Genomic DNA, 14915 nt, shown 5'->3' on the forward strand with positions numbered 1-14915 from the left:
CTCTCATGGCGGAAATTTCATGTGATCACGCGACCGTGTTCGTGTTCTTGCCTTGGTCCGTCCTTATATGCTGCACTGCAACATGGGCCGCCGATAGCTGCTTCCTTCCGTGACGTAGGGGCAGGTTGGCGCATAAGGACGACAGGAACGCCATGACGAAGAACGGCAAGGCGGAGGAAAGCAAGAAGATCAACATCGCGCTTCAGGGTGGCGGCTCGCATGGCGCCTTTTCCTGGGGCGTGCTCGACCGGCTGCTGGAGGACAGCAGGCTGGAGATATCGGCGGTTTCCGGCACCAGCGCCGGCGCCATGAACGCGGTGGCGCTGGCCGATGGATTCGTGCGTGGCGGGGTCGAGGGCGCGCGCAAGAAGCTCGACGATTTCTGGCGTGCGGTGGCGGCAAAGGGCCGGTTCAGCCCGGTGCAGCGCATGCCGTGGGACGTCGCCTGGGGCAATTGGTCGATCGAGAACACGCCGGGCTATGTGTTCTTCGACACCATGTCGCGGGTATTCTCGCCCTATGTCGCCAATCCGCTGGGCCTCAATCCGCTGCGCGACGTGGTGGCGCAGGAGATCGACTTCAAAAATGTCCGCGCCTGCAAGTCGATGGAGCTGTTCATCTCCGCCACCAATGTCGAGACCGGGCAGCTGCGGGTCTTTTCCGATGGCGAGATCGACCTCGACACGGTGATGGCCTCGGCCTGCCTGCCGCAATTGTTCCGCGCCGTCGAGATCAAGGGCGTGCCCTATTGGGATGGCGGCTATGGCGGCAACCCGGCGCTCTATCCGTTCTTCAAGACGGCGGCGACCGAGGATGTGCTGCTGGTGCAGATCAATCCGGTGGTGCGCGAAGGAACGCCCAGAAGCGCCAACGAGATCCAGAACCGCATCGACGAAATCACCTTCAATGCCGGGCTGCTGCGCGAATTCCGCTCGATCGCCTTCGTCAAGGAACTGATCGCCGCCGGCCGGCTGCCGCATGGCGAGTATCGCGACATCCGGATGCACCGCATCGATGCCGACGAGGCGTTCAAGGACCTGTCGGCGTCATCGAAGGTCAATGCCGAATGGGCTTTCCTGACCTATCTGCGCGATCTCGGCCGCACCGCCGCCAGCGACTGGCTGGAAGAAAACTACGATGCCGTCGGCAAGCGGCCGACGCTCGATCTCTCCGGTGAACTCGATGACGGCTTCAAGCCGGTGCGCGGCCCCGCACCCGGCCGGCGGGTCAAGGAATTTCTTGCAGCGCGCAAGAACCCCGAGGCGGAGCGCCGCCGGGCCTGAGCGGAACCCCGACACATCTCGGCTTCATCCGGCTTTCAGCGCCAGGTCGATCACCTTGACCAGGGCGGCGGCCGCCTGCCGCTGCCCCTCGGGATCGCTGATCCGCGCTTTCATGCCTTCCAGCCCATCGAGCAGCATGTCGGCAAGCAGTTGCGTCGACAGGCCCCTGGCCGCCAGATCGACGCCGTTCCTGGCCGCCTCGCCATGGATAGCGGCGGCGATATGTTCGACAAGAGCGCCGCGCCAGCAGCCGACCAGATCGCCGAGGCTCGATTTCATGTCCAGCAATTCGGCGCCATGCGGCGAAGCAACGACGGCGCTCATCATCGAGATGAAAGCTTCGTCGATGGCTCGCATGATGCGCTCGGTGAAAACACCATCGCCGGCCAGAGCCATTTTTGCCGCCGCGACCGAGCGCGACAGCACCATCATGGCGATGGCACGGAAAATGTCGGTCTTGTTCTTGAACTGAAGATAAAGCGCCGGACGGGACATGTCGGCGGCGCGGGCGATGTCGTCCATGGTGGTGCGGGTGAAGCCATAGGCCAAAAACACCTTCATTGCGCCATCCAGGATACGGACGCGTTTGGGGTCGGCGGCGGCGATGTCTTCGTTCTGATTCATGGAGCAACACTATCCTGCAAAATCTCAATTGACAAAATGACGTAATTTGTCAATCTGTTTGAAGGGAAAGCGACCCAAGGCTCTTCGCCCTCGGGCCGTGGACGACAACAAAGGGTATCCCCATGCGCCTCACCGTCGACGGGCAGTCATTCGACATCGACGTCGATCCGGACATGCCGCTGCTGTGGGCACTGCGCGATCTCATCGGCAAGACAGGACCGAAGTTCGGCTGCGGCATTGCCGCATGCGGCGCCTGCACGGTGCATGTCGATGGTCAGCCGGTGCGCTCCTGCTCGCTTCCGGTCGGCCAGGTCGACGGCGCTGTCACCACCATCGAAGGCATCGGCACGGCGGACAGGCCGCATCCTGTGCAGCAGGCATGGCTGGAGGAACAGGTCGCGCAATGCGGCTACTGCCAGGCCGGCCAGATCATGAGCGCGGTGGCGCTGCTTGACGAGGTCGCCGACCCGAGCGACGCCGATATCGACAACGCCATGGGTGGCAATCTCTGCCGCTGCGGCACCTATCCCAAGATCCGCTCAGCCATCCGGAAGGCTGCGGCGCTCAAGACGGCGGGGCTCTGACCATGGCCAGTGTCGGAAAGATCGCCCGCCGCACGTTTCTGATCGGCGCGGCCGCTGTCGCGGGCGGCGTTGCCGTCGGCTACTATTATTATCGCAAACCGTTTGCGAATCCGCTCGAGACCGACCTCGGCAAGGGCGAGGCGACCTTCAACCCCTATGTGAAGATCGCCGCCGACAACACCATCACCATCGTCGCGCCGCGCGCCGAGATGGGGCAAGGCATTTCGACGACGCTCGCCATCATGGTCGCCGAAGAACTCGATGTAGGTCTCGACCAGATCAAGGTCGAGCACGGCCCGGCCTCCTACGCCTATTACAACGCGGCGATCCTCGAAGAGGGTGGTCCGTTCGCCTTCTTCGACGAGAGCATGACCGCGCAGGCGGTGCGCTCAGGTCTCGGTGTGGTCGGCAAACTCCTTGCTCTCCAGGTCACCGGCGGCTCGGCTTCGACGCGCGACGGTTTCGACAAGATGCGCCAGGCGGGCGCCGCAGCCCGGCATCTGCTGATCGCGGCGGCTGCGCAGAAACTCGGCGTTGCCGCCGCCGATCTGGAAACGGCCAATGGTTCGATCCTGCACAAGGCATCGGGCAAGTCGCTGACTTATGGCGCGGTTGCGGCGGCTGCCGCAGCAATCGCGCCGCCGACGGAAGTCAAGCTCAAGGACAGAGCCGACTGGAAACTGCTGGGAAAGCCGCAGAAGCGTATCGACATGCTGGCCAAGGTCACCGGGGCGCCGATCTTCGGCATCGATGTCAGGCTGCCGGACATGCTCTACGGCACGGTCAAGATGAGCCCGCGCTTCTGGGCCAAGCCAGTCAAGGTGGATCTCGCCAAAGCCGAGAAAATGCCGGGCGTGATCAAGATCGTGCCGCTCGAGACGAATTACGGCCACGGCTTCGGCATCATCGCGCAAAATACCTGGGCGGCCTTCAAGGCGGCCGACGCCATCGACGCCCAGTGGGCGGATCCCGAATATCCGCTTAGCAGCGCCGCCATTTTGGATGTGCTGAAGCAGGCGCTCGGCACCAAGGGCTCGGCGATGCGCGACAATGGCGATGTCGATACCGCCTTCGCCGACGCGCCGCGCGAAAAGATAGTCGAGGCGGACTATGCGGTGCCCTATTTGGCGCATGCGACCATGGAGCCGATGAATGCCACGGCGCGCTTCAAGGATGGCGCCCTCGACATCTGGTGCGGCAACCAGGCGCCGACGTTGGTGCGCCAGCTCTGCGCCAATGCGGTCGGTATCGAGCAGGACAAGGTCACTGTCCACAGCACCTTCATGGGCGGCGGCTTTGGCCGCCGTACCGAGATGGACTTCTCGCTTTGCGCAGCGTTGATGGCGAAGGAGACGGGCGGGCGCCCAATCAAGGTGACCTGGACGCGCGAAGAGGACATGCGTCACGACGCCTACCGGCCTGCTGCGGTCGGCAAGTTCCAGGCACGGCTTGGCGACGACGGCATGCCGGTCGCCGTCGACATGAGAATCGCCTCGCCATCGGTGATCGCCAGCACCTTGCGCAGGCTGTTTCCCTCGATATCGCCGGTCGGTCCCGACAAGTCCATTGTCGATGGTGCCTATGACCAGCCCTACACCATTGCGAACTATCGGGTGAGCGGCGTCGCGGCGCCCGTCTCGATTCCGGTCGGCTTCTGGCGCTCGGTCGGCAGTTCCATCAATGGCTTCTTCCATGAAGGGTTCATGGACGAGATCGCCACCGCCGGCAAAATCGACCCGGTCGAGCTGCGCAAGAAGCTGATGGCCGCCTATCCCGCAGCGGTGAAGGTGGTGGAGAAGGTCGCGGCGATGGCGAAATGGGGCGAGCCGCTGCCCGCCGGCAAGGCCAAGGGCGTGGCCTTCACGCTGTCTTTCGGCAGCTGGGTCGGCGAGATCGTCCAGGTGGCGGACACGCCGGCCGGCATCCGCATCGAGAAGGTATGGATCGCCGCCGATGTCGGCACCGCCCTCGATCCGGGCATCGTCGAGGCACAGCTGATTTCCGCCGCCATCTACGGCCTGTCGGCGGCAATGGGACAGCAGATCACCTTCGCCGACGGCATGGTCGAACAGTCGAACTTCCACGATTTCGACGCCATGCGGATCTTCCAGTGCCCGGTCTTCGAAGTCGCCATCCTGGAAAACTTCCACAAGATGGGCGGCGTCGGCGAGGTTGGCACACCGCCGGCGGCACCGGCGCTGGCCAATGCCATCTTCGCGCTTACCGGCAAGCGCATCCGCACCCTGCCGCTGTCGACAAGGGTGGCCTTCGCATGAAGAAGCTTCTCATCATGCTGACGCCTGCTGCCATCTTGTTTTCGGCGGCGCCTTCTGCAACCGCGCAGGAGAGCCAGACATCACCGAGCCCGACGGTCGGCATGGCCAAGGGTCTGTCCGAATGGGACAAGATCTATGCGGTGTTCTCACATCCGCGCTGCGCCGATTGTCATGTCGCGGACGACCGGCCGCGTTGGTCGGGTGCGCATTATGGCGCCACATTTGTGCACGCCTTCAACGTCCAGCGCGGAACCGACGGATCGGGCTTCGGCAATCCGGGCCTGCGCTGCACGACCTGCCATTTCTCCAGTAATTCCAAGGCATTGCACGGACCACCCGGCGCCGAGGGCTGGCATTTGGCGCCGACCGAGATGGCCTGGTTCGGTAAGTCCTCGGCCGAAATCTGCACCCAGATCAAGGATCCGGCGCGCAATGGTGACCGCAAATTGGCCGATATCGCGCTGCATGTCCGCGACGATAAACTTGTCGCCTGGGGCTGGGCGCCGGGCTCGGATCGAGAGCCGGCTCCGGGCTCGGCCGAAGCGACCTATCAAGCAATCGAAAACTGGATGGCGGCGGGTTCACCTTGCCCGATGCCGTAATGGTCTTGCAACTTTAAGGCTATATTGCAGTGCAACTTTGATGTAGAAGCGCGCTCGCCTATCACGGCAATTTGAACACGGTCAGGCGCGCACCCATATCGGCGACGCGCCCGCGTCATGAAGGCGCGGTGCTGGCTGAACCCGCAGTGGAAAAATGACGATGCCTAAAATCAGGTTTCACAAGCTTGCAGCCATTGTTGTGCTCATCGGTTTCGCGGCGTGGATGGCGACAGGCGAATTCTCATCGGTCGGCAGCGTAGCGGCCAACAAGGCCAAGGCGGCCGAAGTCGAACAGGGCAAGGCGCCGGACGCTGGCAAGCCGAAGACCGCGGAAGCCGAACCGAAGGCGCCGCTGCGCACCGTTGCCGTCGTGACGCCACCACGAAAGACCTACGCGCGCGCCATCCGCATTTCCGGCCTGACCGAGGCCGACAAGCGCGCGGTTCTGGCAACCCGCGTCGCCGGCGTCATCGACAAGCTGCCGGTCAAGCAAGGCGATCATGTCAAGACAGGCGACCTGGTGCTGATGCTGGCGGCGGAAGAAAAGATCTCGAGCGTCGACAATGCCAGGCAGTTGCTGGTGCAGCGCAAGGCCGAGCTCGATGCCGCCGAACGGCTCGCCAGGACCGGCAACCTGCCCAAGCTGCAGCTCGACACCGCGCGCTCCAACCTGACCCAGGCGCAATCCCAGCTGGATACAGCGCAGGCCGAGCTCGACCGCAACGAGGTCAAGGCACCGTTCGATGGCGTCATCGACCGGGTGCCTGTCGAGCTTGGCAGCTCGGTCATGCAGGGCGGCGAGGTGGCGACCATCCTCAAGCTCGATCCGGTGATCGCCCGCGGCGAGATCAGCGAGCGCGACCTCGGCTATCTCAAGATCGGCGACAAGGCCAGCGTCCGGCTGGTCAGCGGCCAGACCGTCGAAGGCACCGTGCGCTACATCAGCCGCGACGCGTCGTCGGCGACCCGCACCTTCCGCGTCGAGGTCGCCATCCCCAATGCCGATGGCTCGGTGCCGGCCGGCATGACGGCGGAAATCCAGCTCAGCGCGCTGCCGACCGACGCGGTCCTGCTGCCGCGCTCGGTGGTGACGCTCGGCGACAAGGGCGATCTGGGCATCCGCGCCGTCGGCAAGGACAACAAGGTTGCGTTCTTCCCGATCGACCTGGTCGACGACACCCCGACCGGCCTCGTGCTTGGCGGCATCCCGGCCGATGCGCGCATCATCGTCGCCGGCCAGGAACTGGTGAAGGAAGGCGATGAGGTCAAGCCGGTCGAGGCCGACCAGGCGACCATCAACAAGCTGATCGGCGAAGCCACCGCCGGGACGCAGTAGCGCAGCGACGCCGGCGCTGGGCCGTGCCCGGCGACGTCAGTCGTTCGCCACTCCCGAAAGCAACAGGCATAAGTCATGGATATCGTCAGACTCGCAATCAACAATGCTCGCCTGACCATCTCGGTCCTGGTCTTCCTGCTGATTGCAGGTTGGGTCGCCTATCAGTCGACGCCGAAGGAAGCGGAACCCGACGTTCCTACCCCTTATGTTTACATAAATGTCGCCTATCAAGGCATTGCGCCCGAGGACGCTGAAAGACTTCTGCTTAGGCCCCTGGAGGCAAAGCTTAAGAGTCTCAAAGGGTTAAAGGAGATGAAGTCATCCGCCTATCAGGGCGGCGCCTTTGTCTTTCTTGAGTTTCTGCCGTCTATAAAAGTCGACACCGCGGTGACTGATACACGCTCGAAAGTTCAGGACGCGAAGGCTGACCTGCCCCAGGCGGCAGAAGAACCGGTTGTTACCGAGGTCAACATTTCCGAGTTTCCCGTCCTAGTTGTGACGCTGTCCGGCGATTTGCCCGAGCGTGTGCTGACGGCGGCGGCGCGCGAACTGCGCGACCGCATCGAGGAAGTGCCCGGCGTTCTCGAAGGCACTATACAAGGCGCGCGCGACGACCTCGTCGAAGTCGTCATCGATCCGATGAAGCTGTCGTCCTATGGGCTGCAGCTCGACCAGCTGATCGGCGCTGTCGGTGCTTCCAACAGCCTGGTCGCCGCCGGCAACATCGAGGGCTCGGAAGGCAAATATGCCGTCAAGGTGCCGTCGCTGATCGAGACGCCCGAGGATGTGGCGGCGCTGCCCGTGGTCGCCGGGCCCAATGCCGTGGTGCAGGCCAAGGACATCGCGACGATACGCTCGACCTTCGCCGACGCGACGACAATCACACGCCTCAACGGCAAGCCGGCCATCGCCATCGAAGTCAAGAAGCGCATCGGCGCCAATCTGATCGACACGCTCACCAAGGTGAGGGAGGTGTCCGACGCCTTCGTCAAGACGATGCCCGAGGGCATGCACGTCACCTACACGCAGGACAAGTCGGTTTTCGTCAACCAGCTGCTGGGCGACTTGCAGAACCACGTGATGATCGCCGTCATCCTGGTGTTCATCGTCATCCTCTACGCGCTGTCCGGCCGTGCGTCGCTGCTCATCGGCCTCGCCATCCCGTCGTCCTTCCTGATCGGCATCCTGCTCCTGGCGATGATGGGCTACACGATCAACATGATCGTGCTGTTCAGCCTTATCCTGGCGGTCGGCATGCTGGTCGACGACGCCATCATCGTCACCGAATTTGCCGAACGGCGGATGAGCGAAGGCATGCCGAAGCAGGAAGCCTTCGCGCTTGCCGCCAAGCGCATGGCTGGTCCGGTCATCGCGGCGACGATGACGCGCATCGCCGCCTTCTCGCCGCTGCTGTTCTGGCCGGGCATCATCGGCGACTTCATGAAGTACATGCCGATCACGCTGATCGTCACGCTGTCGGCCTCGATGCTCTATGCGCTGGTCTTCGCGCCGACGCTGGGCGCTATCTTCGCCAAGGCGCCGGAACATCACGCCGACGACAATCGCGACGGCTGGTACATGGCGGTCGTCAAGCAGGCGGTGCGCTTCCCCATCACAGTGCTGGTGCTTACAGTGGTCTTGCTGGCCGGCATCTTCGTTGGCTATTCGAAGTACGGCGCCGGCGTCGAATTCTTCCCGAGCGTCGAACCCGACTACGGCCTGCTTTATGTGCATGCCCGCGGCAACCTCTCGCTGGCCGAAATGGATACCGCGACCAAGATCGCCGAAAACCGGCTGCTCGGCTGGCCGGGCGTGAAGTCGGTCTATACCCGCGTCGGCAAGACGCAGGGCGGCGGCCAGGATGTGCCCGAGGACGTCGTCGGCGTCATCCAGTACGAATTCATCGACTGGCGCGAACGCAAATCGGCGAACGATATCCTGAACGATCTGCGCGGCGTCATGGCCGGCATACCAGGCGTCGATGTCGAGGTTCGCGTGCCGGAAGCCGGCCCGCCGACCGGCAAGCCGATCCAGATCAGGCTTTCGGCAGTCGACCCCAAGGGATTGGACGAGAAGGCGCGCGCCGTCGCGGCGCGTATCGCCAATGTGCCGGGCGTCATCGACGTTTCCGATGGCCTGCCGCCGCCCGGCGTCGACTGGGCTCTCGAGGTCGACCGCGCCAAGGCCGCGCAATACGGCATCAGCCCGACTTCCGTCGGCACCGTGGTGCAGCTGGTGACGAACGGACTGAAGCTATCCGAATACCGGCCCGCTGGCGCCGATGACGCCGTCGACATCCGCCTGCGTCTTCCGGAAGACCGGCGCACGCTGTCGACGCTGGACGAGCTCAGGGTGCAGACCTCGCAAGGGTCGGTGCCGATCTCGAACTTCGTCGTGCGCAAACCCGAGCCGACGGTCGGCATCCTCAACCGCATCGACGGCGCCCGCACCGTTGTGGTGCAGGCCAACGTCGCCGCCGGCAAGCAGGTCGCCGCCGTGCAGCAGGAGGTTACCCAGGCCGTCGCCGACATGAATCTCGGCAGTGGCATCCGCTGGAAGCTGGCCGGCTCGAACGAGGACAGCGCGGAAGCCAGCGCCTTCCTGGGCAAGGCCTTCGGTGCGGCGATCTTCCTGATCTTCCTGGTGCTGCTGGCGCAATTCAACAAGTTCACCAGCGTCTGGCTGGTGCTGTCCTGCGTGGTCATGGCGACGATCGGCGTGTTCCTCGGGCTGCTGATCACCGGCGAAACGTTCGGCATCGTCATGTCGGGCATCGGCGTCATCGCGCTGGCCGGCGTGGTGGTGAACAACAACATCGTGCTGATCGACACCTACGACCGGCTGCGCGAAGAGGGCTGGGACAAGATGGATGCCGTGTTGCAGACCTGCCGCGAGCGCGCGCGCCCGGTGGTGCTGACGGCGGTGTCGGCCATCCTCGGCGTGCTGCCGATCGCCTTCGGCCTTGGGCTGGAGATCTTCCATCACGAGACGACGATCAACGCGCCGTCGACGCAATGGTGGATTTCGCTGTCCTCAGCGATCGTCTTCGGCCTGTCCTTCGCGACGGTGCTGACACTGGTGGTGACGCCGTCGATGCTGATGGTGTTCACCCGCGCCAAGGTCAAGCCTGGTGCACGGCGCGGCTTGATCAGCCGGCTGTTCCGGCGCGGCAGGGGCGAGATCTCGTCGGACGCGCCGACGGTGGACGACGGCGCGGAACCCGCGACCGCCTTTCCAAAAGCCGCCGAGTAGGCACGCTTCCCAATCTGAACGGCAAAGGCCGCCCGGAACAACCGGGCGGCCTTTTGCATTGTTCCCCTGTGGGGGGATGCGAAGACATCGTCCTCGAGCGAACTCAATGCGGGGAATTTCCCATGCCGATCAGCACCCTTGTCATCGTCATCCTGATCCTTGTCCTGATCGGCGCGGTGCCGGCATGGCCGCATTCACGCTCCTGGGGTTACGGACCCTCTGGCATCGTCGGTGTGGTGCTGGTGGTGGTTCTGGTGCTGCTGCTGATGGGGCGGCTCTGAGCCGCCTTTGCTGTCCGGGAGGAGGCTTTCGGTGTGAAGAAGAGGGGCGGGTATGGCCCGCCGGCTCAATTTAGGCGGCTTTCGTGGCCTTCACGGTGGCGATGCCGATGTCCTCGAGGGCTTGGGCGACGGCCTGATCGAGCGGCGTGTGCGGGATTTCGCCGATGATGCCCTGCAGCCGGGTCGAGGCCAGACGGTGCGGCTCGAAGCGCAGATAGGACATCGAGACGATCTCGCGCCACATCGCCACGAACGGGCCGCCGGCGCGCAGCACCCACCAGGGCATCGAGGTCATCTTGAGCGGTCGGCCAAGCGCCTTCTCCGCAGCGGCCTTGATCTCAACATCGGTGACCGCATGGCCTGGAAAGTTCAGCGCCTCATAGGAGCCGAGCTTGTCGAGATTCTTGGCCAGTGCGACGAAGCCCGCGGCGAAGTCCGGCAGATACGCCCATTCATGCACGAGGTCGGCCGGACCGGGCGCGGTGTAGACGCCCTTGCTGATCTTGGCGGCGACGACCAGGTCGAACCAGGAGCCGCTGCCGGTGCCGCCGAAGAAGTCGCCGGCCCGCAAGACAATGGTGCGGACATGGCCGGCGTCGGCTTCGCGGCGGAACAGCTCCTCCATGGCGCAGCGGATGCGGCCCTTCTCGGTCGTCGGATGGAACGGCGTGTCTTCCGTGATCACCGCCGGCATGGGCGAGCCGTAATTGTAGACGGTGCCGGGGAACAGATGCAGCGCGTTGTTGGCATGGCAGGCGGCCATGACGTTCTCGGCCATCGGCAGGCATTTGCCCCAATCGGTGTAGATCGGGTTGAGGCCGTTGAAGATGATATCGACGCCTTCGGTGGCGCGGATCAGCGATTGACGGTCCAGCGCATCGCCGGCAACCGCCGTGGCGCCTTCGAGTTCGGCCGGCACCTTGCCGGTGCGGGTGACGGTGCGGACGTCGAAGCCGGCGTCGATGAAGGCCTTGGCAACCACGCGGCCGAGCCGGCCATTGGCGCCGAGAATTGCGATCTTGGTCATTTGAATTCTCCTTGGTTGGTGGTTGCAGTCCGTATCGGTGTTTGCAGGGCGAATATGATTGCCTCATCGATGAATTGAAATTGACCATGAATGCAGTTCTGATATTCATTCTTGAATGGCTGACATCGACTGGAACCTGATCAAGAGCTTCGTCACGGTCGCGGAAACCGGCAGCCTGTCGGCCGCCGCGCGCAAGCTGTCGGCCAGCCAGCCGACGCTTGGCCGCCACATCGGCGAGTTGGAACAGGCGCTCGGTGTGACGCTGTTCCGGCGCGGGCGGCGCGGCTACGCGCTGACGGAAGCCGGCGCTACGCTGTTCGAGCGCGGCAAGGCGGTCAGCGAACAGGCGAGCGCGTTTTCACGCCTGGCGCTGGGTTCGGTCGAGGCAATCGAAGGCACGGTGCGCATCGCCGCCAGCGAAGTGGTGGCGGCCTATGTGCTGCCCGAGATGACCGCACGGCTCGGCATCGAGGAACCCGGAATCGAGGTCGAGATCGTTGCCTCGAACCAGGTCGAGAACCTGCTGCGCCGGGACGCCGACATCGCCATCCGCATGGTCAAGCCGTCGCAGAACGAACTGGTGGCGCGCAAGGTCTGTGACATCCCGCTCTGCGCCTGTGCGGCCATTTCCTATCTCGACCGGCGCGGCCGCCCGCTCGGGCCGGCCGACCTTACCGATCATCCCTTGATCGGCTTCGATCGCAGCGAGGAGATGATCCGGGGCTTTACGCAATTCGGCCTCCCGGTCACCCGAAGCAGTTTCCGCTTCAGGGCCGACAACCAGATGGTCCTGTGGGAGGCGGTGCGGACGGGAAACGGCATTGGCCTCGGTCAGGAGCCGCTGGCCGATCGCGATCCGCTGGTGGAGAAGGTGCTGCCCGGCCTGCCGCTGCCAAGCCTGCCGGTATGGCTGGCCATGCATCGCGATGTGCGCAGCAGCGTGCGCATCCGCCGCGTGGCGGATTTTCTCCACGAGGAGTTGAAGCGCTATTCGGCGGGCGCTGGGGCGAATTCGGCGCGGTGAGCGAGGCCCGCCATCAGCAGGACGACGATCAGCAGCACCGACATGGCGATGAAGATCGGTCCGAAACTGGAATGCTCGGCGACGAAGCCGATCGCCGACGGCGCCACCAGAATGCCGGAATAGCCCATGGTGGTGACGACGCTCATGCCGGTGCCCGATGACATGCCTTCCTGGTTGCCGCCGGCCGAAAAGATGATCGGCACCATGTTGGCGATGCCGAAGCCGCACAGCGCAAAGGCCGCGATGGCGAGCCAGGGCGAGGGCGACAGGCCGGCGACCAGCATGCCCGCGGCGGCGACGACCGCCGAGCCGCGCAGCGTCGTCACCGCGCCGAAGCGGTTGCGCACGCCATCACCGAAGAAGCGCATGATCGCCATGACGCCGGAAAAGGCGGCATAGGCAAGACCGGCGACGGCAAGGTCGGCGCCGAGTTCTTGTCGCAGATACAGCGCCGCCCAATCGAGCACCGCGCCCTCGGAGATCATCGTCAGCAGAGCCATCAGGCCGATCAGGTATACCAGCGGGTTTGCCGGCAGCGTGAACTTGTGATGCCCGGCCGCCTGTGGCCTGTCCTCGGCGACGAGATAACCGACCGCCATCGCGATCGCCGCGAAGGCAAGCACGGTCACGGCCGCGGCATGGGCGAGGTGGCCATAGTGCTGGATGGCAAAGCCGCCGAGGCCGCCGCCGGCGAAACCACCGAGGCTCCAGAAGCCGTGCGAGGAGGACATGATGGCGCGGGACATCTTTCGCTCCACCACCACCGCATTGGCGTTCATGGCGACGTCCATGCCGCCGATCGAGCCGCCGAAGATGAACATGGCGATGGCCGCCAGCGGCACGTTTGGCGCCAGCGCCACGACCAGCAGGCCGAGGCTGCCGCAAAGACCGAACCAGCGCAGAACGGTGCGCGAGCCATGTTTCGAGATCAGGTGGCCGCACCAGGTCATGGCGGCGACCGCGCCGGCGCCGAACAAAAGGATCAGCAGGCCAAGCGTGAATTTCGAAATGTCGAGCCGGGTCAGGAACACCGGAATCTGCGGCGCCCAGCTGCCGGTCAGGAAGCCATTGGCAAGGAAAATGGCCGCTACGGCCCATCGCCCGCGAATGGCAGTCTGCATGGCGTTCGACGCGTTCATAGGCGAATCCGGTCAGAAAATGGCTTTGCGCGGCAAATTAGATCGATTCAATATTCAGTCAAGCACCGGGTTGGAGGAAGCGTTTGGACCAAAGGCCGAAATGGAACCGACATCGTTCTTGGCGAACTTCCGTACGTCGGAGATTAGCGAAAAACGCCTCTCCCTTCGCAGATACCTTAGCCGGAGGCCGCTCGCCGTCTTCAGTGATCTTTCGGCCGCCTGGCCTCGAATTCAGCCTTCTTGGCGTCCGATGCTTCGGTCTGGTTGAGAGCCTGCCATTCGGCATAGGGCATGCCGTAGACGATCTCGCGCGACTGATCCTTGGAGAGGTCGACGCCCCCGGCATCGGCCGCCTCGCGATACCAGTTCGACAGGCAGTTGCGACAGAAGCCGGCGAGGTTCATCAGGTCGATGTTCTGGACGTCGCTGCGTTCCCTGAGGTGCTCGACCAGCCGGCGAAAGGCGGCGGCTTCGAAATCACGCTTCTGCTCGTCGCTGAGTTCGGTCATCGGAACCTCCGTCATAACGGCCCGGTGCGCGAGCCGAATATCTTTACCGCATGTATATCGGGACGGCGGTCTATCGCGTCAACGATCGGCGCCAGGCGCTCGGCCCAGGCAAGCGCGCCTTTCTGGTCCGCTATCAGGTCCTGGCGGATTTCGATCAGCGCGTGCGCATAGCCGTTGACGATGGCATGCCTGAACATGGTGTCGCCACGCAGCGCGCCGTCATAGGGCTCATTGTCGCCGACGATCAGGTTCTTGTCCTGCGCCAGCATATCGATCAGCGGCCGCGCCACCCGGTCGTCCCGATCCCATAGGATGCCGACATGCCAGGGCCGTTGCCTGCCCTGCATCACCGGCGTGAAGGAATGCACCGAGAAGATGAAGGGCGCCCGGCCGGAAGCCTGCGCGACCGAGGCGATCACCGCGCCGACGGCGTCGTGGTAGGGCCGGTAGAAGCGGTCGAGCCGCCTCTCGCGCTCTTGCGGCGCGATGGGATAGTTTCCCGGCACCACCGTGCCGTCATAGAGCTGGCGGATGAGCGTCGGATCGTCCTCGCCGCGATTGGGATCGATCAAGAGCCGCGAAAAATTGGCGATGACCGCCGGCACGTCGAGCAGGCCGGCGAGCTCGCGCGTCACCGCTTCGACGCCAATGTCATAGGCGATGTGCCGATCGAATTCCGCCGCGGGCAGACCGAGGCTGCCATACTCGTCGGGCAGGTCGCGGCGGGCATGATCGGCCAGAAGAACGATGCCTCGCTTGCGGTCGCCCTCGACAACGTCGAAAGGCGCGAAAACTGTGGATCGGGTCATTGGCGGGAAATGGTCTGTTCGCTGGCTTCCGGGGAGGGTGCTATCGTCATTCCACGAAGACGACGCGTGCGCAATGCCGTTGTTTGGCCAAGGTTTATCGGGAAATCTGGCAAAGGGCGACGGATAGCGCGCCGGGAGCCTTCCTAAATCGATTGGAATTGATCAAAAC

The 14915-nt window shown here is 64.0% G+C and carries 13 protein-coding genes; 8 read left to right on the forward strand and 5 right to left on the reverse strand.

Going from position 1 to position 14915, the window contains the following annotated elements:
* Positions 1-152: 152 nt before the first annotated feature.
* Complete coding sequence (locus FJV83_RS23755) at positions 153-1283, forward strand: patatin-like phospholipase family protein (RefSeq protein WP_142885753.1); 1131 nt, start codon at positions 153-155, stop codon at positions 1281-1283.
* 24 nt (positions 1284-1307) lie between these two features.
* Here FJV83_RS23755 and FJV83_RS23760 read toward each other — a convergent pair whose 3' ends face one another.
* The gene (locus tag FJV83_RS23760) at positions 1308-1907 is read right to left on the reverse strand and encodes a TetR/AcrR family transcriptional regulator (RefSeq protein ID WP_095772086.1); all 600 of its coding nucleotides are present in this window, start codon (positions 1905-1907) and stop codon (positions 1308-1310) included.
* A 122-nt stretch (positions 1908-2029) separates the two neighbouring features.
* Here FJV83_RS23760 and FJV83_RS23765 point away from each other — a divergent pair, with 122 nt between their 5' ends.
* From FJV83_RS23765 to FJV83_RS23790, 6 genes are all read left to right on the forward strand, one after another.
* The gene (locus tag FJV83_RS23765) at positions 2030-2491 is read left to right on the forward strand and encodes a (2Fe-2S)-binding protein (protein WP_142885752.1); all 462 of its coding nucleotides are present in this window, start codon (positions 2030-2032) and stop codon (positions 2489-2491) included.
* A gap of 2 nt (positions 2492-2493) precedes the next feature.
* Positions 2494-4767, forward strand: a complete 2274-nt coding sequence (locus tag FJV83_RS23770) for a xanthine dehydrogenase family protein molybdopterin-binding subunit (RefSeq protein WP_142885751.1) — start codon at positions 2494-2496, stop codon at positions 4765-4767.
* Positions 4764-5369, forward strand: a complete 606-nt coding sequence (locus FJV83_RS23775; RefSeq protein ID WP_142885750.1) for a hypothetical protein — start codon at positions 4764-4766, stop codon at positions 5367-5369. The genes FJV83_RS23770 and FJV83_RS23775 overlap by 4 nt, the downstream gene beginning before the upstream one ends.
* A 160-nt stretch (positions 5370-5529) precedes the next feature.
* Entirely contained in the window at positions 5530-6705 is a 1176-nt protein-coding gene (locus FJV83_RS23780) for an efflux RND transporter periplasmic adaptor subunit (RefSeq protein WP_142885749.1), read from the forward strand.
* Positions 6706-6780: 75 nt separating this feature from the next.
* Entirely contained in the window at positions 6781-9957 is a 3177-nt protein-coding gene (locus FJV83_RS23785) for an efflux RND transporter permease subunit (protein ID WP_142885748.1), read from the forward strand.
* Between the two features lie 122 nt (positions 9958-10079).
* Complete coding sequence (locus tag FJV83_RS23790) at positions 10080-10238, forward strand: DUF3309 family protein (RefSeq protein ID WP_095793432.1); 159 nt, start codon at positions 10080-10082, stop codon at positions 10236-10238.
* Positions 10239-10308: 70 nt separating this feature from the next.
* Here the strand turns inward: FJV83_RS23790 and FJV83_RS23795 are convergent, their stop codons facing one another.
* Positions 10309-11265, reverse strand: a complete 957-nt coding sequence (locus FJV83_RS23795) for an SDR family oxidoreductase (RefSeq protein WP_142885747.1) — start codon at positions 11263-11265, stop codon at positions 10309-10311.
* Positions 11266-11380: 115 nt separating this feature from the next.
* Here FJV83_RS23795 and FJV83_RS23800 point away from each other — a divergent pair, with 115 nt between their 5' ends.
* Entirely contained in the window at positions 11381-12289 is a 909-nt protein-coding gene (locus FJV83_RS23800) for a LysR family transcriptional regulator (protein ID WP_142885746.1), read from the forward strand.
* Here the strand turns inward: FJV83_RS23800 and FJV83_RS23805 are convergent.
* The 3 genes from FJV83_RS23805 to FJV83_RS23815 form a co-directional block, all read right to left on the reverse strand.
* Positions 12253-13428 (reverse strand): MFS transporter, encoded by a 1176-nt coding sequence (locus tag FJV83_RS23805; protein WP_095772094.1) that lies wholly within the window; start codon positions 13426-13428, stop codon positions 12253-12255. The two genes, FJV83_RS23800 and FJV83_RS23805, sit on opposite strands and share 37 nt — an antisense overlap.
* A 200-nt stretch (positions 13429-13628) precedes the next feature.
* Positions 13629-13937 carry a DUF1244 domain-containing protein gene (locus tag FJV83_RS23810; protein WP_095772340.1) on the reverse strand — a complete coding sequence of 103 codons (309 nt, stop codon included), beginning with the start codon at positions 13935-13937 and terminating at the stop codon, positions 13629-13631.
* A gap of 11 nt (positions 13938-13948) precedes the next feature.
* Complete coding sequence (locus FJV83_RS23815; RefSeq protein WP_142876962.1) at positions 13949-14746, reverse strand: N-formylglutamate amidohydrolase; 798 nt, start codon at positions 14744-14746, stop codon at positions 13949-13951.
* Positions 14747-14915: the final 169 nt, after the last annotated feature.

It is taken from the genome of Mesorhizobium sp. WSM4307 (assembly GCF_007003945.1).
In the GTDB taxonomy this organism is placed as follows: domain Bacteria; phylum Pseudomonadota; class Alphaproteobacteria; order Rhizobiales; family Rhizobiaceae; genus Mesorhizobium.